Annotated in this window: 16 protein-coding genes; 3 read left to right on the plus strand and 13 right to left on the minus strand. The window is 54.3% G+C overall.

Features of this window, described 5'->3' with window-relative positions; translation table 11 throughout:
- Positions 1-371: 371 nt before the first annotated feature.
- From CXU21_RS04900 to CXU21_RS04910, 3 genes are all read left to right on the plus strand, one after another.
- Positions 372-4,967 carry an ATP-binding protein gene (locus tag CXU21_RS04900; protein WP_102725251.1) on the plus strand — a complete coding sequence of 1,532 codons (4,596 nt, stop codon included), beginning with the start codon at positions 372-374 and terminating at the stop codon, positions 4,965-4,967.
- 186 nt (positions 4,968-5,153) lie between these two features.
- Positions 5,154-8,429, plus strand: a complete 3,276-nt coding sequence (locus tag CXU21_RS04905; RefSeq protein ID WP_102725252.1) for a DEAD/DEAH box helicase — start codon at positions 5,154-5,156, stop codon at positions 8,427-8,429.
- Positions 8,430-8,677: 248 nt separating this feature from the next.
- Complete coding sequence (locus CXU21_RS04910) at positions 8,678-9,598, plus strand: retropepsin-like aspartic protease (RefSeq protein ID WP_180972651.1); 921 nt, start codon at positions 8,678-8,680, stop codon at positions 9,596-9,598.
- A gap of 19 nt (positions 9,599-9,617) precedes the next feature.
- Here the strand turns inward: CXU21_RS04910 and CXU21_RS04915 are convergent, their stop codons facing one another.
- The 13 genes from CXU21_RS04915 to CXU21_RS04975 are packed head-to-tail and all read right to left on the minus strand — an operon-like array spanning position 9,618 to position 24,382.
- Positions 9,618-10,685 carry a glycosyltransferase family 2 protein gene (locus tag CXU21_RS04915; RefSeq protein ID WP_102725254.1) on the minus strand — a complete coding sequence of 356 codons (1,068 nt, stop codon included), beginning with the start codon at positions 10,683-10,685 and terminating at the stop codon, positions 9,618-9,620.
- 13 nt (positions 10,686-10,698) lie between these two features.
- Complete coding sequence (locus CXU21_RS04920; protein WP_102725255.1) at positions 10,699-11,859, minus strand: glycosyltransferase family 4 protein; 1,161 nt, start codon at positions 11,857-11,859, stop codon at positions 10,699-10,701.
- The gene (locus CXU21_RS04925; protein ID WP_102725256.1) at positions 11,856-12,758 is read right to left on the minus strand and encodes a glycosyltransferase family 2 protein; all 903 of its coding nucleotides are present in this window, start codon (positions 12,756-12,758) and stop codon (positions 11,856-11,858) included. The genes CXU21_RS04920 and CXU21_RS04925 overlap by 4 nt, the downstream gene beginning before the upstream one ends.
- On the minus strand, positions 12,755-13,873 hold the full coding sequence (locus CXU21_RS04930; protein ID WP_180972652.1) for a glycosyltransferase: 1,119 nt from the start codon (positions 13,871-13,873) through the stop codon (positions 12,755-12,757). Before CXU21_RS04930 ends, CXU21_RS04925 begins: the two co-directional genes overlap by 4 nt.
- Positions 13,870-14,910: a glycosyltransferase family 2 protein gene (locus tag CXU21_RS04935; protein ID WP_102725257.1), complete on the minus strand. Its 1,041-nt coding sequence runs from the start codon at positions 14,908-14,910 to the stop codon at positions 13,870-13,872. Before CXU21_RS04935 ends, CXU21_RS04930 begins: the two co-directional genes overlap by 4 nt.
- On the minus strand, positions 14,907-16,022 hold the full coding sequence (locus CXU21_RS04940) for a glycosyltransferase family 4 protein (protein ID WP_102725258.1): 1,116 nt from the start codon (positions 16,020-16,022) through the stop codon (positions 14,907-14,909). The genes CXU21_RS04935 and CXU21_RS04940 overlap by 4 nt, the downstream gene beginning before the upstream one ends.
- A gap of 1 nt (position 16,023) precedes the next feature.
- The gene (locus CXU21_RS04945) at positions 16,024-17,217 is read right to left on the minus strand and encodes a glycosyltransferase (protein WP_102725259.1); all 1,194 of its coding nucleotides are present in this window, start codon (positions 17,215-17,217) and stop codon (positions 16,024-16,026) included.
- Entirely contained in the window at positions 17,208-18,722 is a 1,515-nt protein-coding gene (locus CXU21_RS04950) for a lipopolysaccharide biosynthesis protein (RefSeq protein ID WP_102725260.1), read from the minus strand. The genes CXU21_RS04945 and CXU21_RS04950 overlap by 10 nt, the downstream gene beginning before the upstream one ends.
- Positions 18,719-19,909, minus strand: a complete 1,191-nt coding sequence (locus CXU21_RS04955; protein WP_102714589.1) for a glycoside hydrolase family 88 protein — start codon at positions 19,907-19,909, stop codon at positions 18,719-18,721. The genes CXU21_RS04950 and CXU21_RS04955 overlap by 4 nt, the downstream gene beginning before the upstream one ends.
- Positions 19,906-21,075, minus strand: a complete 1,170-nt coding sequence (locus CXU21_RS04960) for a polysaccharide pyruvyl transferase family protein (RefSeq protein ID WP_102725261.1) — start codon at positions 21,073-21,075, stop codon at positions 19,906-19,908. Before CXU21_RS04960 ends, CXU21_RS04955 begins: the two co-directional genes overlap by 4 nt.
- Before the next feature lie 11 nt (positions 21,076-21,086).
- Entirely contained in the window at positions 21,087-22,094 is a 1,008-nt protein-coding gene (locus tag CXU21_RS04965; RefSeq protein WP_102725262.1) for a glycosyltransferase family 2 protein, read from the minus strand.
- A 6-nt stretch (positions 22,095-22,100) separates the two neighbouring features.
- Positions 22,101-23,249 (minus strand): glycosyltransferase, encoded by a 1,149-nt coding sequence (locus tag CXU21_RS04970; RefSeq protein ID WP_102725263.1) that lies wholly within the window; start codon positions 23,247-23,249, stop codon positions 22,101-22,103.
- Positions 23,246-24,382 carry a glycosyltransferase gene (locus tag CXU21_RS04975; RefSeq protein WP_102714597.1) on the minus strand — a complete coding sequence of 379 codons (1,137 nt, stop codon included), beginning with the start codon at positions 24,380-24,382 and terminating at the stop codon, positions 23,246-23,248. The genes CXU21_RS04970 and CXU21_RS04975 overlap by 4 nt, the downstream gene beginning before the upstream one ends.
- Between the last annotated feature and the right edge of the window lie 5 nt (positions 24,383-24,387).

Below are 24,387 nucleotides of genomic sequence, written 5' to 3' on the forward strand. Positions count from 1 at the left end.
GTGAAAGTATCTGTTGCTGTCATTGTTTGGTCAGTAAACGTCTCGCACAAAATTACAGTTCACACAACACGTTGGCGGAATACTGCACTTGTCAATATGCGGATGCTCCTATCATGCCAGTGCCCGGTGGAGACGCCCAACATTCCTGCAATCATTGTCATAATTCCAGAAGTGAAACCGGACACGTCAACAACACACGGAAGAAAGACAACAGTAAGCCCTTGAAAAAATTGAACCGCTATAATGCGGAATAACTAATCCGCTCTTCAAGCCGTGGCGAACAAGCCACGGCTTTTTTTTGGCAAAAACAGAATTATATTGATTCCTTTTTGTTGATCAGGAAGATTGCGTATAGAAAATATTGGAGAACAATGAGTAGAAGCGCAGTTGAATCTCATAAGGGTGACAGATATCAGAATTTGCTGGCCGCCCAATACATTGCCGAGATGATGGATGAAAAGAGCGGACAAAAAATCGTCCGGATGGAAATTGAATCAACACGCGTCCTGGATGGCGACCCGATAGAAGTAGAAGACTTTATTATTCATCATGAATCGGGCAGGAAAACCTACTGTCAGTGCAAAAAAAACCAGACAGCCCGCAGGGATTGGACTATTCACGGATTGGGAGAAGAGCTGAATAAGGCATGGAACCTCTTCAAAAACGCTGATGATATCGAGTCCATTGACTTTTATTGTCAAAATGGATTCGGAGACTTGGGAAAACTGGCGGAAGAATCCCGTTCCTATCCCGATGTACAATCATTCATCCACACCGCTATCAATAACAATGCAACAATAAACTCCATTTATCAAAAACTGAAAGAAGTCCTGGATATTCAGGGCGAAGACACCGAGCTTTGGGAATTCTTAAAAACGCTTTCCTTCAGAACTATTGAACAGGAAACTATCAGGGAATGTACCCTCCTGCACCTTTCTTCCATAGCGACCAACGCGAATGCAGCTCTGGACGCAGTGCTGGAGCTGGTTGCAAAAGCCAACGCCCGGGAGAAAAAAACTGGATTGGAATCAAGACGTACCGACTCTTCCTTCATCACCCGCCAGGATGTTCTGAAAAAATTCTCACAGAACGGTATATGCCTGGCTCCCTGGTATCCCATAGAAATTCTGAGAGAAGAAATCCAGAGAATTTCTGCCATTGGCCGAAGTAGTTTTCTCAGGGAAATAGGAGGGGAAAGAATTCCACGGCCGGAAGTAAAAGAAATTCTTCAGCATCTTGATGACGGAAGCAAAACCATGTTGCTTGAAGGAGGACCGGGCGCCGGAAAAAGTTGCGTTCTCCTCAATCTTGTCGATCAGCTGGAACAAGATCCAGACGCTCCATACAACGTCATCTACCTTCAAACCAAGGAATTTGACGACCTTGGGAACGGCACAGACAGGATATCTCAGGAACTGGGTTACGACTTTCCCCGCAAAATAGCCCGGTTTGCAGAATGTCATCCCGTCATCGTTGCCATGGATTCTCTTGACGTCATCGCCATCTCAACAGGCGGCGCTGCTTTCAGATATTTTTTCGCCCTGATTGATCAACTCAGAAATATTCCCAATATCTTCATCGTCGCTTCCTGTAGAACCTTTGATGCTGCTTATGACTCTCGGTTACGGGCTATTCCCTGGGAAAAACGTATCTCCGTAAAACCCTGGGACTGGAAGGAGGAGATTGTTCCGCTTTTTGAGAAATGGGGCTGGAATGCCTCTCAAGTGGGTGACAGACAGAAATGTCTTCTCTCATCGCCCTACATGCTTTGGATCTATCATGAACTTCGTCAGCAGGGAATGGTCCCTACTCAATCGAATGACATCGACCTTCTATCCGGATATTTGAAGTTTTCCCTGAATGAAAAAATGGGAGAACCTTCCCGCAAACGAATCGAAAAATCTCTTCATGAGATTGCGCTGAGAATGCTGGCCCGGCACAGAATGGAAATCATGGAAGAGGAAACGGAATTGCAGGAGGAAGATATTCGTATTCTGCAAAGCCTCCATATTCTTGAGAAATCAGGGCATTCCAATCTCAGATTCGGCCATCAAACCTATCTGGATCTCATTTTGGTACGGAACGCCATCCGACAAGGAAAAACCTTGTCTGCATACGCAGGAGAACTGCCTCCTGTTCCCTTTGTACGCCCCATTGTCAGAACGTACTTCTTTTACCTCAGAAGCCACAATTCCGAACGATTCCGACAAGAATTAAGGGGGCTTCTGGACTCCAGCCAAATCGCCTTTCATCTGAAAAGGCTGATGGTTTCTTCTCTTGCAGAGGTCATTCCGGAACCCAATGATCAAGCACTGGTTCGTTACCTGTTCCAGTCAAAAAATGAGTTGTTTTTGCTGTTCTTCAGAAACATCAAGCAATACGAATGGTTCCTGTTTTTGAGAAGAAACTGGTTTGATGCGATTTGCCAGTCACATGATGAAAGCTGGCTCGGATGGATGGTCCATCAAGCCGGTGAATTTTATGAGTTTCATCCAAAGGAGATTACTGATTTTTGGTTAAGCGTACTGGAATTCCCCTGGCCTAATCAGGAAAGTCTGAAAGAAAATATTATTTCTTCTCTTGAAAAACATGATATCGCCAACATTAATGAAACGTTTCCCCTTCTAAAAAATATTTTAAGCCATCCTTATCAAGACGAATATGTCTCCTTCCCAGTTGAACAGATCTTGATGAAGATGCCGAAGGGAGAAACAGAAAAATATGATGATTTACTTTTCTCATGGGTAGCAAACGGCTATGACCATCACCTTCCGGAATGTCTCGAAACACTGCAAAAAAGCTTAAGGTGCTCAGAAAAGCATTTTTCAAGGAATCACGACTTTCTGGAAAACGCCATCAAATCATCTTCCTACTTACTAGGAAAATGTCTGGACCATATTATTCAATGGGTCAATCATTTATATGGTTCTGAAAAAGATGACAAGGAATCTATTGATTATTGCCTTTCAGAATATGGAGATCTGACTCTTATGAGCCACGAAAAAAACTTTTCCGTTTTTATCATACTAGTCAGAAAAGCGTGCATGGAGCAGAGTGCGCAAGAAAAGGAATGGTGGACAAAAAAACTTCCAACTCTCATGCAGGAAGTTGATAAAAATCCGGCTCTCATGTTTATTGTAATTTCCTCATTACTAATTAATCCAGAAAAGTATTTGACGGAAAGCAAGCAAATCATCAGATATTTTATTACCCAAAAACATTTTTTCTTCCTTCATGAATCCAGTCAATTATTAAAACAAATCGTTCCATATCTCGATGAAGCAGAACAATATTCCATTATTGATCCACTTTTCGACACTTATCAAAATAGTGATGATCCATGGCAAAAAGAAAGAGTTCTTACATTTCTCGACATCATACCCCAACCATGGAAAACACAAAAAATTATTACCTTCATCGACATAGCTAAACGGGGAGGTATCTCCCCACACCTCTGCCTTCCTGCCGATGCAGACCGAATATTGGGAGGGTATGTTCCTTCAGCCGTCCCTACTGAACGTTTCCTGTGTTTTTCTGAAAACGAAGTTTTACGAGTACTGAAACATTTTCATGACATAAATTATCAAACATACCCCTTAGATCATGAAGATCCCCACATTCAATATCAATTGCAGAAAGCTATTAGCATGGCTCCCACACAATTTGATTACCTATGGAAAAAGCATTGGACGGAACTGGATGATCAAATTCATAACGCTGTTTTAGGAGGTCTTGCAGACCATCTTCATTACCTATATGGTCATATAAGAGCAGACAAGTGGAAAGCCAGAGAAAAACCAGAGGCACAGGAAATAGCAAATGAAATTTTATCCCTGATCAAAAAAACGGAGGATTTCAGCGAAAGAACTATTGCCTCAGCGTTGGAAGCCAGTTCCTTGATCGTTTTTGAAGACGAAAAATTGTATCAGGAAATCATTAATTACTTGAAAAGATTAATCAATTATATTGATCCATATGTGGAAGAGGTAGAAGGAATAAACATAGGGCGTGTTTTAAATTCGCCCATCGGATCGGCAATCCAGGCAGCTTTCATTCTTTTTGAGAAAAAACGAGGGAAAGACATCTCTCCAGAGCACATGCAACTGCTCAGAGATTTTGCTTTGATGGAAAATCCCTCCATCAAAGCATTCTACATAGATAGAATGCTTCCGTTATTGAATAATAACCGGAAAATAGCATGGGAATTATTCAATGAAATGGTTACAGATGAACAACTATACGGTACAGATGAAGTTTACCGTTTTCTCTATTACTGTTATCACAGGGAAATTGATTTAGTAATACCTCATCTGAAGACTATGCATACATCTCAAATTGACTCCATCGGAAAAAGCTGGGGACAATTGGAGGCCTTATGTTATCTGGATAATCAAATTACCAAAGATGTTTTTGAAGAAGAGATCGTGTCTGCCCGAACAGAAACCTCATGGAAAGGCGCTTTAAATGTATATCTTTCCAATTTAAAAGATACGAACGATGCTGAAAGTAAAAACACCATCAGGAAATGTCTGGAAGAAATTCGATTTATTTTTTATTTAAAACAAGATCTGTTCACTGGAGAAATAGATTTTATCCATACATTTTATTCACCCGAAATTCAAGATTACACCATCATCCAATTAGTAAAAATAATCCTGGAGAAAAAACCTTCTATTTGCATTAAGGATTTTTCCTTTTTTTCATGGATGGCAAAAGCAGCGCCCAATCATATAGATGATATCCTGGAAATGATGGAAACTTTATCCCAAAATACAGTTGCTGAAGATTGGAAGTACTTTTATGGTTCTGAAATCCTTACTGTTATTACGGAACTTTTCAAGGAGGGAGAAAGCAGAGAAATATCTGATCAGGGACAGTTTTTGCGCCGTTCTCTTGCCATCATTGAACGCTTACAGAAAAAGCATGTAAATCTGGATGACTGGTACAATAACTTTGAACGGACATGAAATGACGCCATCAACAAAGTTATTTGATTTACAATAAATCATCTATCATCAAATATCCAGCACGTGCAGTCATGAAACAAACCTACCGGCAGACTGGAAGAGAAAAACACGGCCCAGACTTCTTTTTTTAATTTTCAGGGAATAGAATCAAAGCAGAACACTACCCCGTCTTTAAAGGAAAAAATAATGGAGGTTCAACAAGTAAACAAGGAAGAGCACGTGGAAGAAAAAAATTCCAGACCTGACCATCCCCACGTCAACACCATGACGTTGGAAAGAACCCCGCTCACAGATGCTGATCGCGAATTTTCTCCTTCAGAAGCTGTACTCAATTCCTGGATCGCCATGGAGGTTTTATCCCCCATGACTTTCCGTAAACCGGAGAATTTATGTGACGGAAACTCTAAAAATGTTATCCAGCTTAACGACTGGTTCCTACCCTGGGAATATGAAGATAACAATTTCCGAAAGGGCTACCGGATTTATTATCAAATTATTCTCGGCTCCATCTCCATGGAGGGAGCTGTAAAAGAATTGCTTAACGTTTATTCAGACTCCCGGGAACAACGGCCGTCCTCTTCGGGAGAAGCAGTACTGGCCAGCGTCATTGTGGACGCAACAGGAAAAATTGCAGGACAGAATTCCATCGCCATTTCCAGCTTTGGATGGGGTGTTCCCATCGCATTACAAGGTGATTTACGCTGTCTGGAGCAGTGGCCTCTGGCCGAGGAGGATCTTATCAACAAGCTTACGGCCAGATTAAGCAGAAGAGATGAGGACGGGAATCTGCTGCCTCTTCATTCATCTGATATCACGGGCGCTTACAGGTGGCTGGTCAACATCCTGGGCCTGGATAAGGCTTTAGTGAAGGAACCATCCTTCATCCTGCGCATGTACCAATGGAACCAACTCAAAGAAGCCCCGGAACCTCCTTTACTCAACTCATTTTTTCTTAAGGATCTCGACTGGGCCAAACGGTTGTCACAGAAAAAAAGGCTGCCGGATAATCTGAGACGCTATCTTGGAATGCTGCTGCCTCTTGAGCGTTGGGATCTCCTGCACGACCATCCCGCCGTCAGGCAAATCCTTTCTCCATTTCGATTCCCATTGGCTGCATGGCCCGGCCAGGGACGGCATTCCCTGGCGCCGCTTCAACAATGTGCTGTCAATATCGCTCTCTCTGAATTACAAAATGGAGGTATCCTCGCCGTAAATGGTCCACCGGGAACAGGAAAAACCACCTTGCTCAGGGACATCGTCGCAGGCATCGTCTTTGAAAGAGCAAAGGTGATGGCTGACTTTAACGATCCTGAAGACGCCTTCAAACATTCTGGTGAAAAGGTGAGAAGAGGCAGTGCTTTCCTCAACCTATACTCTCTTTCACCCAAATTGAAGGGGTTCGAAATCGTCGTCGCCTCTTCCAATAACAAGGCGGTGGAGAATATCAGCCAGGAACTGCCGGGACGCGATGCAGTAGCGGAAGAATGTTTTCCAAAAGGATACTTTTCCACAATATCCGATGCTCTGTTTTCCAGAAAAACATGGGGTCTCATTAGCGCCGCGCTTGGAAAATCGTCCAATCGCTTTCATTTCCGGGAGCAATTTTGGTGGGATAAAAACTACGGATTACAGGCATATCTCAGGTACATAGGTGGTCTTTCCAATACCAATGGCACAGACACAACATGTGTTGCTCCTATTATTGAGCAAGAAGATGCACCCAAAGATCATGAAGAAGCGCTGAAACGGTGGCATAAGGCCAGACAGCATTTTCTTGAAATCCACAAGGAAGTGGGTCAAGAACTCTCCCGGTTGCAAACTATTCACGACCTGTACAGTGAAATTTGCTGGCATGTTGAGGAAATAAAGGAACATGAAAAAACCTTGTTTCCATTAACAGAAGAACATCAACAACTGGAAGAAACACTTAAACAGAAAGAACAGGATATTACCCGGAAGCAGCTTTCCTTGCATGATTTAACGTTGAAACAAAATGAACTTAAAGCAAGGAAACCGGGATTTTTCCGCCGTTTGTTTTTCCGTTCCATTTATCGGGAATGGTTGCATGCAAACTCTATAGGGGAAAAGACATTTCAATCTGCGGAAAAGGATCTTAACCAGGCGAACGAGCAACTTCTTCATCTGAAAGAACAACGAACTGCTCTGAAAAAAAGGATATTGGAAGAAGAAGAAACGCTGCAATACCTTTCCGATCAAAAAAACGATAAGATCCGCCGTTACTCCGAGTGTACCCGGAAACATACCGGAACTTTTATTGATGCAGATTACTTCTCCCAGTCTCATGAACAACGCCAGACAAGTGTCCCCTGGTTAGACTCCCGGATAACACGTCTGCGGGGAGACCTTTATGAAGCCTCCATGATGCTTCATAAAGCCTTCATTGACGGAGCCGCAAAACAAATACGCCACAATTGCTGTGTATTTTTTAACAATTCCGGCAACAAATCTCTTGGAACCCCTGAAGAGGATGCTCTCATCAACGATTTATGGGCGACTTTATTTCTCATTGTCCCCGTGGTCTCCACAACGTTCGCTTCCTTTAGCGCCATGTTTGCCGGGGTAGCAAAAAAAGAACTTGGATGGCTTCTCATTGATGAAGCTGGGCAGGCCCTCCCACAGGCGGCTGTAGGAGCGCTCCTGCGTTCCAAACGAGCCGTCATCGTTGGGGATCCGATGCAAATTGAACCGATTGTCGTATTACCTGATCACCTGACTAAAACCATATGCAATCATTTCGGCGTTAACGCCGAAATTTACAATGCTCCGGAAGCTTCTGCTCAAACTCTAGCGGACCGGACGACAACTTATATCGGACGCTTTGAAACACCTGATGGAACGAGAGAAGTCGGAGTACCTCTTCTCGTCCATCGCAGATGTGCCGAACCCATGTTCTCCATCTCCAATGCAGTCGCCTACGACAATATGATGGTACAAGGCAAAGTTCCCGGACCTTCCTCCATCATTCAGGCGGCAGGCCCTTCACGCTGGATTCATGTGGAAGGGACTGCCGACGGCAAATGGTCCAGAGAGGAAGGACAACATGTCATTCGCCTTTTGCAAACCATAAGAAATGGAGGATGCTCACCGGATTTATATATCATCACGCCCTTTGTCGACGTGCAGAATGGGTTACGCTCCTTATTGGAGAACTCTTCCGTCCTGAAAGGATGGATTCACAATTCCTATCAGTGGTCCCAGGAACACGTAGGAACAGTTCATACTGTTCAAGGAAGAGAAGCTGAGGCAGTCATTTTTGTTCTCGGAGCTCCTGAAATGGAGCAGGCCGGAGCGCGTTTCTGGGCAGGAAAAACCCCCAACCTTTTAAATGTGGCTGCAACCCGGGCCAAAGAAGTCATTTATGTCATCGGCAATGCAAAGGCATGGAGAAATAGTGGGGTGTTCAAGATTCTCCATCAAAAACTATATTCCTCTAATAGCTGATATGCTTCTTTTGATCAACTTGCCTTATCTAAAGCATCCCGACCAGATAGGAACATCCTTCTGAAGTTTTTGGCGTTTAAATGATTTTACATTGTTGCCTCATAGAGTATTTGCTATAAGTGGTGCGTACTGGAAAGCATATCGGCATCACGGAATGGCGTTTTGCATGTTCCCCCGGAAAATTGAACAACTGCCCATTCGGAAAAATGAAATACATGGGAAAAATCCTGTCGTTTTTTAGCGTTTTAATGGCGTGCACTCTTTCGGCATCAGCCGGAAATACGCCTGCTGCAAGCATCCCCTTTGAGCTGGGCACTGCCAGCCGCATTTACGTGAAGGGGAGCGTCAATGGCAGCCGGCCCCTGCGCTTTCTTTTTGATACCGGGGCCACCTCCATGGTCATCAGTACCAATTCCCTGAAAGGCGTTCCCATGGAATTTAACGAGACCGTTGTCAACCATGGCGCCACGGGGTCCGATGAAGTACGCGGAAGCACGGAGAACAAATTCACCATCGGAGGACGAAGCCTGGAGCACGTTCCCTTTATTGCTATTCCCTATTCACCGGACCAGTGGGACGGCGTGCTGGGCCTTTGGTTCATTAATCAGCAGGTGACGGAGGTAAATTACACAGACCGGAAGATTTACCTGTATCCGCACGGTTCCTATACGCCGCCGCCCAACGCCATCCGCCTCAAGATTGAATATGTGATGGGCATTCCAGTCGTTCCCGGCCAGGTGACGGTCAACGGAAAAACCCACCAGCTCCGCCTGTCCGTGGATACCGGGTCCGACCGCGTTCTGGACCTCAACACCCCTTTCGTTAAAAAACATCATTTGCTGGGCAGCCAGAAGCCGTTTTGCATTTCACGCATTTCCAGCTCGGATTCCCATACCGGAGTTCTGGAAAACGTCATTTTCGACAGCGTCCAGCTAGGCGGCTGCAAGCTTCCCCTCATCCCCGGAGCTTTTTCCACCGTTACGGCAGGAACCCAGAGCAGTGCGGAAATGGACGGCGTCATGGGCAACAACCTGCTGAAACGGTTCAATATGGTCTATGACTCCCGGGAAGGGTATATTTACCTGATCCCCAACAATCTGCTTTACACCCCGTTTTACGACTGCCTGCTCCGCCCGCAGCCGGACCCGGCTTTTTCTTCCGGGAAATAAGGCCTTCCGGCCCCCTCCCCTACCGTGCGCTTCCGCGCAGGTTGATGATGCGCGTGCAGAGGTCCACCAGCCTGTTCCCCATGCGGGAATGCAGGACCCGGTAGATGCCGAAGAGGGCGCAACGCACGCGGAGATCATTCCCCCTGGCAATGTGTTTCAGCAGGCGGAAGGGGGATTCCGGAGATTTGACAAAATCCCGCCATTCATATTTGTCCAGCAACGCGCGCACGGCATCCAGAGCCTTCTTTTTTTCCGCCGCCGTCTGGTTCAGCAGATTGGAGGAGAAGAGCTGAATACTGCCGTTCAGCCAGTTCAGCACCGTGATTCCGGCTTTTTCCAGACACCCCTGTTCCCGGTAGGCCGCCGCAATCAGGTCAATGCGTTCCAGCGCCGGATAGAATCCGGAACCTTTTTTGTCCGGAGCCTTGTACACGTTCACCAGGGAATCCGGACGCGTAGGCCGGTAGATGTACAGGCAGTCCGGTATTTTCACGATATTCCGCACATAAGGCTGGAGCAGGTTGTTGAACAGGGCGTCGCTCCCCTGCCGCATCCCCGCCCTGAAGCGCAGACCCGTCTTTTTCAGGAATTCCGCACGGTAGAGCTTGTCCCAGCACAGTTCGCTGAACGGTCCCATGGCGGCAAAGTCGTAGTGGTCACAGTGCCATTCCGGGCATTGCAGGCCGTTGAGCATGCTCCACCGTACGGAGAGGGGCATGTCCCCGGCCACCGTGGCGCCCATGCAGGCCAGGTCCGCTCCGTACTGTTCCGCCGCCAGGTAAAGCCGCTGGAACATGACGGGTGAAATGTAGTCATCCGGGTCCACAAAACCGATGTACGTTCCGGAAACCGCATCCAGCCCGGCATTGCGCGCCGCCGCTACGCCCGCATTGGGCTGGTCAATGATGATGAACCTGCCATCCGCCGCTTCATATTCCCGCAGAATATCCAGCGTTCCATCCCCGGAACCGTCATTGATGCAGATGATTTCTATGTCCCGGAGCGTCTGGGCGCAGACGGTATCCAGGCATTTTTTCATGAATCCGGCCACGTTGTAGCAGGGAATGATAATGGAGACGAGTGGCATGGTTTTAAAAAGGTTAACGTTGTTGATTGGAAGTTAGTTCGCGGAACAGGTCCATCCAGCGCGCGGCAATGGCATCCAGGGCATATTGCGCCGCTTTCCCACGGGCGGCGGCCCCCATTCTGCGCCTCAGCTCCGGCTGTTCCATCAGCCGGATGATAGCCAGGGAGAGCTGTTCCGTATCTCCGGGGGGAACCAGAAGCCCGTCTTCCTCCGTGGAAATCACATCTCGGGGACCGCACGGGCATTCAAAGGCCACGCACGGCACGCCGCACGCCATGGCCTCCACCAGCACCATGCCGAAGCCTTCAAACAGGGAGGAAAAGACAAGCATGGAGGATTGCAGCAGCCTGCCCTGCACATCACCGGTCACGCCGCGCAGGAACACCTTGCCTTGCAATCCTTTTTCCCGTATCAGCCGTTCCAGGGCATTGCGTTCCGGGCCATCCCCCCATATTTCCAGTTCCCAGTCCGGATGAACCGCGGCCACTTTTTCCCAGGCCTGGACCAGCAGGTCAAAGCCCTTCACGGGAACGAGCCTTCCCACGGCTACCACACGGCGGCATTCCAGGGCGGAGGTCCGTTCCGGACGGAGAATGCATGGATTAGGGATGACATGCACGCCATTCTTTCCGCACCAGTTTTCCTCCCGGTCCTGCCGGGTGAGCACCACCGTGGCGTCATAGCTCCCCTTGCCGAGGCCGAATTCATAGAAGTCGGAGACTGCGGCCACCAGCCGGGCGCGCAGTCCGCCCTGAAGGCGGGCATAATCCTTCCGGTATGTTCCGGAGTAATGAAATTCACGCACTGTTTTCCAGGACCTGTTGCGGGAAAGCCGCGGAATCATGAATTTTTCCGACTGCCCCACAGAGATAACAATGTCGGGCTCCAATTCGTCCAACACGCTGCGCAAGGCCCTGGCATGCCTTCTGCGCCTGACCAGAATGCCTTTCAGGACGTAGAGGAAGCCCTTCCAGTCGTCCTCATAATAATTCACGCCCAGATGAACCACCTTGACACCCTGCGGGAGGGAGGAAGCGGTCTGCCGGGAATCGTTGGCCGTGACCAGTACCACCTCATTGCCGGGGATGGCGGCCAATGCCGCCGCCTTGGCGCGCGTTACGGCCTGAATGCCGCCCGCCGCGTCCAGATCATCCAGCACATAGGCAATTTTCATTTTCCGCCCCCCTTCCCTTTCCTGTTTTTCACGAGAATCAGGCACATCAGCGCCACACCGAACGGAATGGCAGCCAGCGTCAGGAAAGGCCGGGGGGATTCCCGCAGAAAACGGGGATTCCGGGCCAGCAGGGAGGCGGACACGTAGTGCACGGCCTCCATGAAACGCCTGCGCCGGGCAGGCTGGTACCGCATGCCCTCCTTCCGCAGGAAGGCGAACCCCCTGGGATTCAGCACGTATTGCCTGAACATGTTTCTGGAGGAGCCGTCTTCCCGGTATTCCACCAGGCACAGCACCTTGTTCATGGTCAGCAGGGGGGCCAGGCGGTCCGCCAGCATGTACTTGTAGCCCAGCCCCACGTATTTTTCACCAGGGAAGACGGGGTAAGGCGGCAGCTGTTTCATCAGAGCCGTGCGGTATACCAGCTTTTTGTCCCCGCGCCCTCCCGCCGCGTAAAATCCGTTCAGCGTCGTTTCACCGGCGTCTTCCTCAAACGGCGTGCCGATGAGTTCCCCCGTGGCGGCGTCCGCATCCAGCCCCGCCATTCCTGCCACCCGGTCACTTCCGTGCCGCGCCCAGAATTCCAGGATGGAGGCCACGGCGTCCTCCGGCATCCGGTCATCGGAATCCAGGCAGACGTTCAGTTCCGTAGACACCAGTTCATAGGCGGCATTATGAGCGGTATGCATGCCTCCATTTTCCTGGTAGTGATACTGTATTTCCAGCTCTCCGGCCCGCATCCACTCCTTCACCAGGTCCCCGGTCCCGTCTGAGGAGCCGTCATCCACCACCAGCCAGATGAAATCACGGCACGTCTGTTTCCGCAGGCTTTCATAACAATGGCGCAGGCAGTCCGCCCGGTTGAATGCGGGGGTAAAAACGGTCAGCAGCAGCTTCATTCCCCACCTCCCTGTTCCAGATAAATTTGCTGAAGCCTTTCCGCATTATGGACGACGTCCAGCCCGGCCGCCCGAATGGCCGCCGAGGTGTCCGTACGGCGCCAGCCGTCCGTTATTTCCAGTATTTTTTCCACCCATGCACCGGGGGATTCCCTGAGGGAAAGAAAGTTCACATGGCCCGGCGCCACCGCGCCGTCCTCCGGCACCCGGTCGGAAGCCACTACGGGCAGTCCGGCGGCCTGCGCCTCCAGCATGGCAATGCCGAAGCCTTCAAACCAGGAGGGGAATGCAAAGACGTCCATCCCCTGCAACAGGGCCGCAACGTCATCCCTGCCGCCCAACAGGCGGATTTTCCCGCCCCACTCCGGGTTCTGCGCTTCAGCCCGTATCTTTTCCTCCCCTTCCCCGCCGCTTCCCACCAGCACCAGCAGGCATTCCGGCTGAACCGCCAGCAGGGCGCGGAACACGCGCAGCAGGAATTCATGATTCTTGGGCCAGGAGAAATTGCCGGTATGGCCCACCACCAGCTTTCCATCCCACTTCATTTCCTTCCTCACCTGTTCCCGGATTTCCGGAGAGTACCTGAATTTTTCCGCATCAATGGCATTCCGCACCACGATGGCGTTCCGCATACCCCGCCGCCCGAACAGCCAGCGTCCGCAAAGTTCATTGCATGTGAATCGGTGCGTCAGGTACGGGCGCATGAGGTGCTTCAGCAGGAACCGCTGCAGGGAATTCCTGTCCACCCCCAGGGGGGAGCTGTGGGCGTGCGCCGCAATGAAGGGGAGCTTCCGCGCCGCCGCTTCCCGGTACACCCAGTAGCCCAGCTCGGAACAATGCCCGTGCACCAGCCTGTATTCCGGATGCGCGTCAAAAAATTCCGCCACCTTTTTCCGGTATTCCGCCAGGCCGGACAGGGTAATGGGGGGCAGCCTGTAAATCCTCCCGCCCAGGCTCCGTATTTCCTCTTCATAAATGCCGGGGGTCTCCCGGTGCACCAGAAAGTCAAACTGGAGCCTGCCGCGGTCGATATGGCGGTAATAATTCATCACCATCGTTTCCGCGCCGCCGCGGTTCATAATGGTGAATACCATGAGCACACGTTGAGGATTCATCTTGCCAGGATTCGTTTAATGGCTTTGAGCAGCAGGTACAAACCGGGCACAAAGCCCAGTTTCGCGTTCAGGAAAAACACCTTCCAGTGCGGCGGCAGGGGGGCCAGGGGCAGTTTTTTTACCGCCGCCCGGCACCAGTCCCGCTTCAGCAGGGTACGGAGCATGCCGCATTTCACGTAGGCAGACCCCGGAGCGTCGCAGACGTTCAGGCCCAGGAAAATGAGGGAAACGGCCATGCGGTTCCGCAATGCGCGTTCAGCCTCCGGAGAGGCTCCGTTTTCCTGCACATGCCGGGCCATCCTCCGGAAAAGCTCCTCCCACTGGGCGGTCAAGTCAGGCTTGTACCTCTTGGTCAGGGCTCCCGCCGCCGTTTTCCTGTAATGGTAGAAGGTGGAGGGAATGTACACCGCCCTGCGGGCCGCGCCGAACAGAGAGAGATTGCAGAGCACGTCTTCCGCGGAGCCGATGAGGGCCGTATCCACAAAGGACGCCCTCCCCTCCCGGAACAGGGAGCTCCTGTAAAGCTTGCCCCAGGCCGTTCCGTAGGAATCCAGCCGTTCCGGGCGTGCCAACTCGGAACCGTCCGGCCCCAGAAGCCGGTTCCTCAGCCAGATCATGGATTTTCCATCAAACACCCGTTCCCCCGGCCAGAACCGCACCGGGGAGGAAGCCGTTTCATATTCCCTGGCATAACTCCAGAAGACGATGTCCGCATCCCGCCGTTCCATGGCTTCCACGGCGTCTGCGCACGCATGCCCGTCCAGCCAGTCGTCCGCATCCACAAACATCACGTATTCCCCCTCCGCCAGTTCCAGCCCGGCATTGCGGGAGGCGGAAAGCCCGGAGTTCGTGCGGCAAATTACCTTCACACGGCCATCCCTGCGGGCAAATTCTTCCAGCATCCCCCCCGTGCCGTCCGTGGAACCGTCATTCACGCAGATCACCCGGATGTCCCGGTACGTCTGGTTCAGAATACTTTCCATGCAGCGGGACAGGTAGGCCTCCGCATTATAGACGGGAACAATGACGGAAATCATGCACGGCCTCCTTTCTCTTCTTCCAGCACACGGCTGAACAGGGCGTCCCACCGGGCCGCCACTGTTTCCGCCGCGTAACGCTTCACATTCTCCCGGGCCTTCTCGGCCATGGAGGCGCGCAACGCGTCATTCTCCATCAGGCGTTCCAGCGCGGCAGCCAGTTCCGGAATGTTCCCCGCTTCCGCCAGCAGGCCGTCCTCCCCGTGGCGGATGATGTCCCCGGGACCGCAGGGGCAGTCAAAGGCCACGCACGGCACGCCGCACGCCATCGCCTCCGCCAGCATCATGCCGAATCCTTCATAGCGGGAAGACATCGCACAGATGGAAGAGGCCAGATACTCCCGCATGATTTCCCGCGTGGGCGGATGCAGCAGGAAGCTCTCCTCCAGCCCTGCGGCCCGTATCTCTTTTCTCAACGCCCCTCCGTCCTTTTCCGCTCCGAACAAGTCCAGTTTCCAGCCCGGAAATTTTCCGTGCACGTCCTTCCATGCGCGGAGCAGCGCGCCATAATTTTTCTGGGGAGAAATCTTGCCGACGGCGATCACCCGTTTTTCCTGTCCGGAAGAAGGAACGTCCGGATAAAACGGCAACGGATTGGGAATCACTTCCACATTGTCCATGGGCCATTCCTTCCTGTTTCCGGGGGTGAGCACCACAAAACGGGAGAACATCCCCCCCAGCAGACGCATGGCGGCAAATTCCATGCTCATGAGGGCCGGGAATTTCCTACCCTCCGCCTGAATCAGCCGGGACACATGGCGCTCATAAACCACCGGACGCCGGAAGTCCTTCACCAGGAGTGGAATCCAGAACCCCTTGAATCCGTCGTCACAGACGGCAATCACATCCGGGGCCGCCTCGCGCACCGCCTTCCTGATTCCACGCGCCCAGGCCAGGAAACGGGCGGCTGGTCCGCCCCGCATGCGTACATCATGAAGGTGGATGCCGGGGGAAAAGCCGTAAAAGGGCTCCGCGCCCTCTTCATTCAGCGTCAGCACATGAATTTCATCCCCGTATTTTTCCGCAAGCAGGCGGGTGCGGACGGAGAGCACGCGCTCCAGCCCTCCCGCTCCGGTGATTCCATTGGTGATGTACAGCAGGCGTCTCCCCATGTCAGATCAATTCCTCCAGTTTCAGGATTTCATCACGGTTGCCATAGTCCCTTCTGCGGCATTCCGCAGAGAGGCTTTCCAAACGTCCGGCGTCATTCAGCAGGCGGAACAGCTCTACGGCGGCGCCTTCCTCTTCATTCGGAATAATCATGCCGTCCACCCCGTCTTCCACATGTCCGGCAGAGGTCGGGAACCGGGTGACCGCTACGGGGCGCCCCAGAATCTGGGCCTCCCTCACCGCCACGGCCTTCCCTTCATACCGGGACGGCTGGACGTACAGGCCACAGGCAGCCATGTAGGGGTAGGGATTGGCCTTCTTTCCCAGAATAATCACGTGTTCCTCCATGCCGCAGTCTCTTATTTCCCGCCGCAGGGACGCTTCATCCCCGTACCCGATGAGATACCAGCGGAGCTGCTCCATGCCCAGGCCCACAAGCCGCGCGGCCAGCCTGACGGCGCGGTCCATCCCCTTGGCATGGGAAAATCTTCCCACCGTGCACAGGCAGGGGGAACCGCCCATCACGCCGGAAACGTCCTCCAGCGCCGCCTGCTCCCGCACCACTTCCGGGGACACGATGTTTTCCATCTGCACCAGCCTGTCTTCCAGCTCCGGGAAGCGGGACAGAAAGCCCTTGCCCGCCTGCGGGGAGATGGAAATGATATGGTCATAACCGCGCCATACCGGAAGTTCACGTTCCACATTAATGCCTATGGAGGAATAGTCCGTATGAATCCACGCTATTTTCCTGCGGGCCCGCACCTTGTCCCGCACGATGCGGTGGGGAGTCAGGAAGCTGATGGCAAGATCGTACATACCCAGCTTCTTCAGGGAGGGAAGGAAGGGGGAGACCGCCGCCGCCGCATCGTCAAAAACGGCGTAGTTCTCCAAGCCGTCCAGCCTTTTTCCAAACCTTGCGGAGCGCCATTTGGCCCACAGGCGCGCTCCGGCTATGCCCAGCTTCCCTTCCAGCAGAATGTCTTTCAGCGGCCGGGAAATGGCGCGGTAGGCGGGCAGCTCCGGCAGCAGGTTCACCTTGGACGGGATCAGCGGCATCAGCTCCCCGGAATGGCGGTAAACGAACAGGTCCACCTGGAAGCGGGCGGCGTCCAGCGCATCCAGCAACCCCAGGAGAGCGCGTTCCGCGCCCCCCAGCTCCATGTACTGAATAGCTATAAAGATACGTTTCATCTGCATACCAGCGTGCGCATGTGGCCCATCAGTCCGCGGAAAGGCCCCGTCCGGAACAGGACGAGGACATACAGACCCAGCGGAATGACAACGGAAATGCCCCCCCACATGAACAAGTCAGCCAGGGGAGAGGAAAAATAGGAACGGGAACAGAGCGGGTACGTCAGCATGTACCCCGCCGCCGCCAGCAGCAGGTACCATCCGTACGTCATGAAGTACCGCCTCAGCGGCTGGTGGAACACATGCTTGTACACCAGCCGGGGGAATTGCCAGACGCCTATGGAAAGAAGGCTGAGCGTCGCCGCCAGCAGCACGCCCGCAATGCCCCACCACTGCACCAGCGTAACGGACAGGATGACGTTGATCACGCCCTGGAGCAGGGGGGAGTAGCGGTCCTGGTGGAAGATCCCCGCCTTGGTCTTGAACACCATGGCGGAGCGCCGCATGCCCACCACGAAGAAGTTCAGGATGATGACGAACGAGCACGCGCCGGACAGGGTGTAATCCGCCCCCAGCCACCAGGAGATGAACGGGTTCAGCGTGTTCAGCAGGACGATGGAGGCCACCCCGCAAATCAGGAAGTTAATCAGGAAGACCCTCCTGAAAATCTCGTACACATGGCTCCTGTCCTCACTGGCAATCAGGTTCCCCACGCTTTCAGCCATGCTGTTGATCACCTGCATGATGAAGGTGGAGATGGTTCCCACCACCAGCATGTAGTTGGAATAGAAGCCCACCGCCGCCAGCCCCACAAAGCTGGAGATGACGATGTTGCTGGTGGAGTGCATGAAGTACCCGCCCACGCTGTGCAGGAACAGCGCCTTGACGTTGACCACAATCTGGCTTTTCGTCACGGCGTCCAGCGCATGCGCCACCCTGCTCTTCACATAGGGGTACAGGGCATCCACCTTGCGCACCATGGCCACATTGAACCCCGCCAGGAACAGGGATTCCACCACCAGGTACATTACGTAGTTGGCCGTATAATACAGGATGGCCAGCTTGGACAGGTTCAGCCCCACCTGGTAGACGAAGTTGATGGTCCCCAGCCTGTAGTTCTTCTGGTCCGCATTGATGAGGGAATTCTTGTATGCCGTCAGGTACGGAAGGATGGAGTTGAAGACGAAGATGAAATACACCAGCGTCAGGTAGTCCAGATGCCCCTCGTCCTTGATGAAGCAGCCCAGGAAGGGATACAGGCCCAGGCACAGGATGAACACGGCGGCGGCAATGATGCGGTACACCTTGCGGTAAAATTGCAGCAGGGCCAGAATCCGCGGCTGGTCATTCTCCGCCAGCGGCTTGTAAAGGTGGAAAACCACGCTGGTTCCAAAACCGGACTCCAGCAGCGTGACAGCGGCCAGGATGTTGGTCAGCAAGCCGTTGAGACCCAGGTACTCCACCCCTATCTCATTGACGAACAGCTTGCGCGTCACAAAACCCAGCAGGGTCATGGTGACCATCAGGCTGATGGTCACCAGAAAATTCTTTCCGGAGTTCAGCGTCCTCATGCCCTGCTCTCCTCCCGGTTCAGTTCCACGCCCAGCCGCAGGGCCATTCCCTGGGCAAAGGGCATCAGATTCCACACATCGGAATACATGCCGATTCCCTTGGTGTCTCCCTGGCACATATCCAGCACGCCATTGCGGCGCGTCACCCCCATCAGCGCTTTTTCCGCACGGAACGCGGCTTCCAGGAAACGATCTTCTCCGGAGATGCGGAAGGCGGCCAGCAGCAGCAGGCCCAGCAGGGCCGTTCCGGAGGATTCAAACACGGACTCCGGCCTGGCAACCATCCAGCCGAAGCCGCCATTTTTTTTCTGCAGGGGCAGCAGTTCTTCCGCCAGCGCCAGAATGCGCCGCGCCATTCCATCCGCCTCCGGCCTGCCATGCAGGGACATCAGGCGGTACAGCTCACACAGGCCCAGCGCGTACCAGCCGATGCCGCGGGACCAGTCATGCAGCCCCAGCGGGTAACCGCGCTCCATCTCAAACCCGTGGGCCGGGAAGGAGGAGCCCGGCAGCAGGGCCACATCATATTCCTCCACCTGCTTCACCGCCAGATTCCAGTATTCTTCCTTCCCCGTACGCACCGCGCAGGCGGCGGCCAGCGGACACGCCAGGCCGATGGTATCCACGTAACGCATGCCGGGCTGCCTGCGCCTGTAGGCCAGGGTTCCCGCCTCCGTCCGGAGGGATTCCAGCAGCGCGGAGGAAGCCTCCGCCACCCGCTCCGCCCCGCGGCAGCCGGTTTCCAGAACGGCGTAATCCAGCAGCAGGCGGTCCACCTCCCACTGTTCCGGGTGAGGAACGGCCAGATAATTTTTCACCAGTTCATGTTCTTCCAGCCTGCGGCACAGCTTTTCCTTCAGCGCCTCATCCTTCCTGTCCGCCGCATAGGCATTCAGGCCCAGGAAAAGTCCCGCCGCCTGCCAGCCCTGGATAGCGGTATCCGCATAGGTTCCCCGCACCATTTCCCACAGGATGCGCCTGCCCTGGTCCTTCCTGGGTACGGCGGGCATGCGCCGCGTCCATGAGGAGGCCGTCCGGGCCAGAGCCTCCTGCCATGCGCGGCGGTCCTGCCAGCGCCCGATGCGGATGCGGCCCGCCAGCATTCCCATGAAGCGCCAGGCGTCCACGCAGGCCACAGCCAGGGCCAGCAGGAGCAGAAGGGACAACATGGAAACATAAAAAGTCATGACCGTTTCAACAGGGTTGCCAGTTCCTCCGGAAGACGGCCCAGGCGTTCCCGGTACTCGGGAAGCTTCTCTGCATAAATGGATTTCAACTCATCCTCCCGGCCCATCATCCGGACAAATGCCGTCCGCAGTTCATCAGGAGCGTCCAGGGCCTGCACGGGCAGCACGTGGCCGTCTTCCGTTCCGAACAAATCGCGGGCAATCCCCCGGGCCTTCACGGAATAGCCCACTACCAGCGCCGGAACGCCCGTGGAATAGGCGGCAATGGAGGCGTGCGTGCGTGCGGCCACCAGAAAACGGCATCGGGCAATGTATCCCTTCAATTCCTCGCAGGGAGCGTCCCCGACCATCACGACGCGGCCCGTATGCCGGAAACGGCCGTACAGTTCCTCCAGCGGCTTCCGGTCATCATTGCCGGGCCACACCACATGGGGAATCAGGGCCACATTCATGTCCGTAGCGTCCAGCACATATTCCATGAGCCGCGCGTAATTTTCCATCACGGCCCCGGCCCTCCCTTCATGGCCGATGACCAGGGGGCTCACATTCACGCCCACCATGCTCCCCTCCTTCCAGCCTTCCGGAAGCCCGGCCTCCCTTGCCGGGAGCGCGAACGCAGGGTCCGGATACAGCACGGTGCGGGAACATCCGCATTCCCGCAGGGCGTCACAGGTCAGGGATTCCCGCGCCACAATCAGGTCAAAAGCCTTAAGATCCTCCAGCATGGCGCCCTTCATGTCCTCCCGTTCCAGGGAACACCCCCACAGGACGGCCGGCACCCCCGCACGGCGCAGCAGGTCATTCTGCAAATAAATATGCACGGGCTCCCCGTAACAGTAATTGTCCCCTCCGCTGCACAGGGCCACGGAAGCGCCCCTCCCCTCCTCTGCAATGCCGCCGAAGGCAAGCCGGTCAAAAGCGTCCCGGACGCCCAGCACATGCCGCCGCATCCACGCTGCCGCATACCCGGCGGAGCATCTCCGGATGGGCCTCTGTTCCGGCAGCACGCGCACCGTCCGGTCCAGGCCATAGCGCCTGTCTTCCCCGCACGCGGAGGAGAACAGAACACCTTCTTCAGGCCGGAGCAGCAGCATCGTGGACCTGACAATCGCCTCACAGCCGTGATTGCCGCTTCCTCCATGGGGATATAAAAGAATCTTGTTCATGCCTATCCTATCTATTTTTTCCGGGTCCGGGCTCCTTCCATCAGCAGGAACAGGCTGAAGGGCCAGCGGTTGAATAAACAAACGCTCATCCACTTGGGGCAGTGGAACACATCGGGATAAGCGCGCAGCAGGTTGTTTTCCGGCGTTCCTACAATGGACCGCACCGCCCGCAGGCGTCCCATAAGGCCATAGTGCTCCCGGAAACGGTATATCTCAAACAGGGAATTGTACACCAGCCCCCACCAGCGGAACGCCAGGTACCTCTCCACCTTCTCTCCCTCCAGCCTCCGGGTGTGGAAATATTTCCGTTCCAGGCGGAACTGCCGGACAATCCAGATGAATTTTTCCGGGACAAACCGTGTGGACAAGGTTCCTTCCTCCGCCCGGCGGTAGAAATAGCCGGCCTTGTCCACCGTTCTCAAACGCCTGATGTATTTCAGGTATGCCATGTTGAACATCAGGTCTTCCCCGTAGGAGACGTCTTCCGGAAAACGGATGGAATGCCGGGCCAGCAGGGTGCGCCTGTACAGCTTCACCACCGGGCCAAAGAGCAGGAAGGAGCGGAACAGCCGTACCCAGGCTTCCTCCTCTCCGGGCCTGGCATCCAGTTCCACAGGCTGCGGCACCGTCACTTCATCCTTTTTCCCGGCGCGGACGGAGCGCAGCCCTTCCACCACCAGGTCGCAAGCCCCGTCCTCCACGGCGGAAACCAGTTCCTGAAGGTAGGTGGGCGTTACCCAGTCATCCCCGTCAATGAAGCACAGCCAGCGCCCGTCCGTTTCCTTCATGCCGCGGTTTCTGGCGGCGGAAACTCCCATGTTCCTGTCCAGATGGATGACCCGGACGCGCCTGTCCCCGGAAGCCAGCCTGTCGCACAGCGGACCGCTTCCGTCCGTGGAACCGTCATCCACCAGGCAAACGTCAAAATCCGTGAAGGTCTGCCCCAGCACGGAGCCCACGCATTTTTCAAGAAAACGCGCGGCGTTGAACACGGGAATAATGACGGATACGGAAGGCATGGCTATTCAGCGCGTTTCTTCAAAAAGCCGTTTCACGGCACTCATCTGCCCATCCAGGTCAAACCGGCTTCCCCCGCGGAGCGCCCGCCCGCAGTAGTCCCGGTAATCAACCTTTCCCGTCAGAATGTCTTCCAGGGCGCGGTAAAGCCCCAGCACATGGTTTTCCGCAATCAGCCCGAATTCCCCGTCCCTCAGCTGCTCCGGGACTCCGGAACACAGCGTGGCCGTTACGGGCGTGCCAAGAATCAGGCTCTCGGAAATCACGGTGGAATACCCCTCGCTGCGGGAAGAACAGACCAGCCAGTCCGCCGCCTTCACGTAGGGATACGGGTTTTCCCGGTGCCCCAGCAGGGTAATCCTGTCCTGCAAATTTCCCTCTTTAATCATGGCTTCCAGCGTTTCCCTCTCCGGTCCCTCTCCCAGAATCCAGAGATGGAAGGAGAAGCCCTCCTGTGCCAGATAGCGGCAGGCCGTCACCAGCCGGTCAAAGCCCTTCTGCGGAACAAGCCGCCCCGAGGCGCAGAAAAGCACCTTCCCGTCCGGACGTTCCGGAACGTATTCCACGGCTTTATCCCTGATGCGCGGAACATCCACGGGATTATAAACCACCCGTGCGTCCTGCAAAGGCCCCATCAGTTCCAGCAGGGATTCCCGGACATTCCGGGACACGCAGGCCACCGTGTCAAAACAGCGGTAAACGGCTTTTTCCTCCTCAGCGTTCCGGTAGGCGGGAAGAGTCCAGTGGTTGGCGGCCAGGTCAATATGGACCCAGGCCAGTTTCCGGGTCCCGGCATGGGTGGAGCCTCCCGCTATCCGCGTGGCATAGCCTTCAATGAAAGCCGCTTCCACATCATAGGTTCCGCGGATGAACAGGCGGTGGAAAACGGAGGGGGGGAAATGCCTGTAAACCAGCAATTTCAGTCCATTCCTGACCTTGACCCACAGGCGCCCCCAGGGGCCGTCCCCATCCCGGAGGGCATCAAATAAAAAACGGACGGAGACATTCCGGGGGTAGCCGGACGGAACATCTTCCTTCTTAATGGAATAAATGACTACCTCCCACTGGTCCCCGTTCCAGCGGTTCAGCAGGGTTTGCAGAATTTTCTCCGCGCCGCCGCCGGACAGGCTGTTGACAAAAAACGCTACTTTCTTCATTCCATCCCCTCCAGCAAATGTTCCACCTTCCGCACGGCTTTCCCGTAAACAAACGCATCTCCTCCCAGCGCGGCCCTTTCCCGCCAGACTTCGCAGGATTCCCTGCCGGACAAAAAGTCCTCCATGCCGCAAGCCAGCGCCTCTTCATGATTCTCCACGATGCGCCCGAACCTCCCCATGCCAAGCTGTTCCCGCACGCCGGAACACTCCACGGCCAGCACGGGCACGCCCAGCATCAGCGCCTCCGTAACCACGGTGCTCATCCCCTCACTGCGGGAACTGCATACAAATAAATCAGCCGAGGCCATCCATGGGTAGGGATTTCCCAGGAAACCGGGCATCAGCACGGAATCCGCCACTCCCAGGGCGGCAGCCCGGCCTTCCAGTTCCCGCCTCCGGCTCCCTTCTCCCAGGATCACCAGTTCCGCCTGCCATCCCCGCTCCTTCAAGCGGGCCAGCGCGGCAATCAGACGGTCAAAGCCCTTCTGATCTTCCAGACGCCCCACGGAAATAAAGCGGAAATGCTTCTTCTCCGGCACTTCTTCCGCGGAAGAGGCGGCTCCGGAACGCACGGCGTCCCCGTCCACCGGATTGTGCAGGACCACAGACCCGGCATGCGCCCCAAAGCGCCGCTCAAACGCCTCCCGGACAGTTTGCGACACATGCACCACGGTTTGAAAACGGGCATACGCCTTCTTTTCCTCCTCCAGCGACCGGAACACCAGCCCCTGCGTCCAGGGCCGCGCTTCCAGGTCCACATGAACCCAGGCGATTTTCCGGGAATTTCCCTCCGGAGCGGCCGCCAGAAGGCGCGTAGGCAGCCCTTCCGTGAAAGCCACCTCCACATCGTAATCTCCGGCTATGTTCCATTTATAAATCCAGGCCGCCGGAAGAAAGCGGTACACCAGCGCGTACCTGATCCGGTAAAGCAATCCCCGTCCGCCCACAATGGTGCGGTAACGCGCATACTTCCTCACTTCCTCCCGGTACGGACCGCAGTCCACCACCGTGCACACCGTCACGTCAAACCGGTCCCGGTCCAGGCCGCGCACCAGTCCGGAGAGAATTTTCTCCGCCCCTCCCCCGGCCAGGGATTCCACGAGAAACAGGACTTTTAAACGGGCGCGCGGCATGAACG

This window comes from Akkermansia muciniphila, assembly GCF_002884975.1.
Taxonomy (GTDB): Bacteria; Verrucomicrobiota; Verrucomicrobiia; order Verrucomicrobiales; family Akkermansiaceae; genus Akkermansia; species Akkermansia muciniphila_C.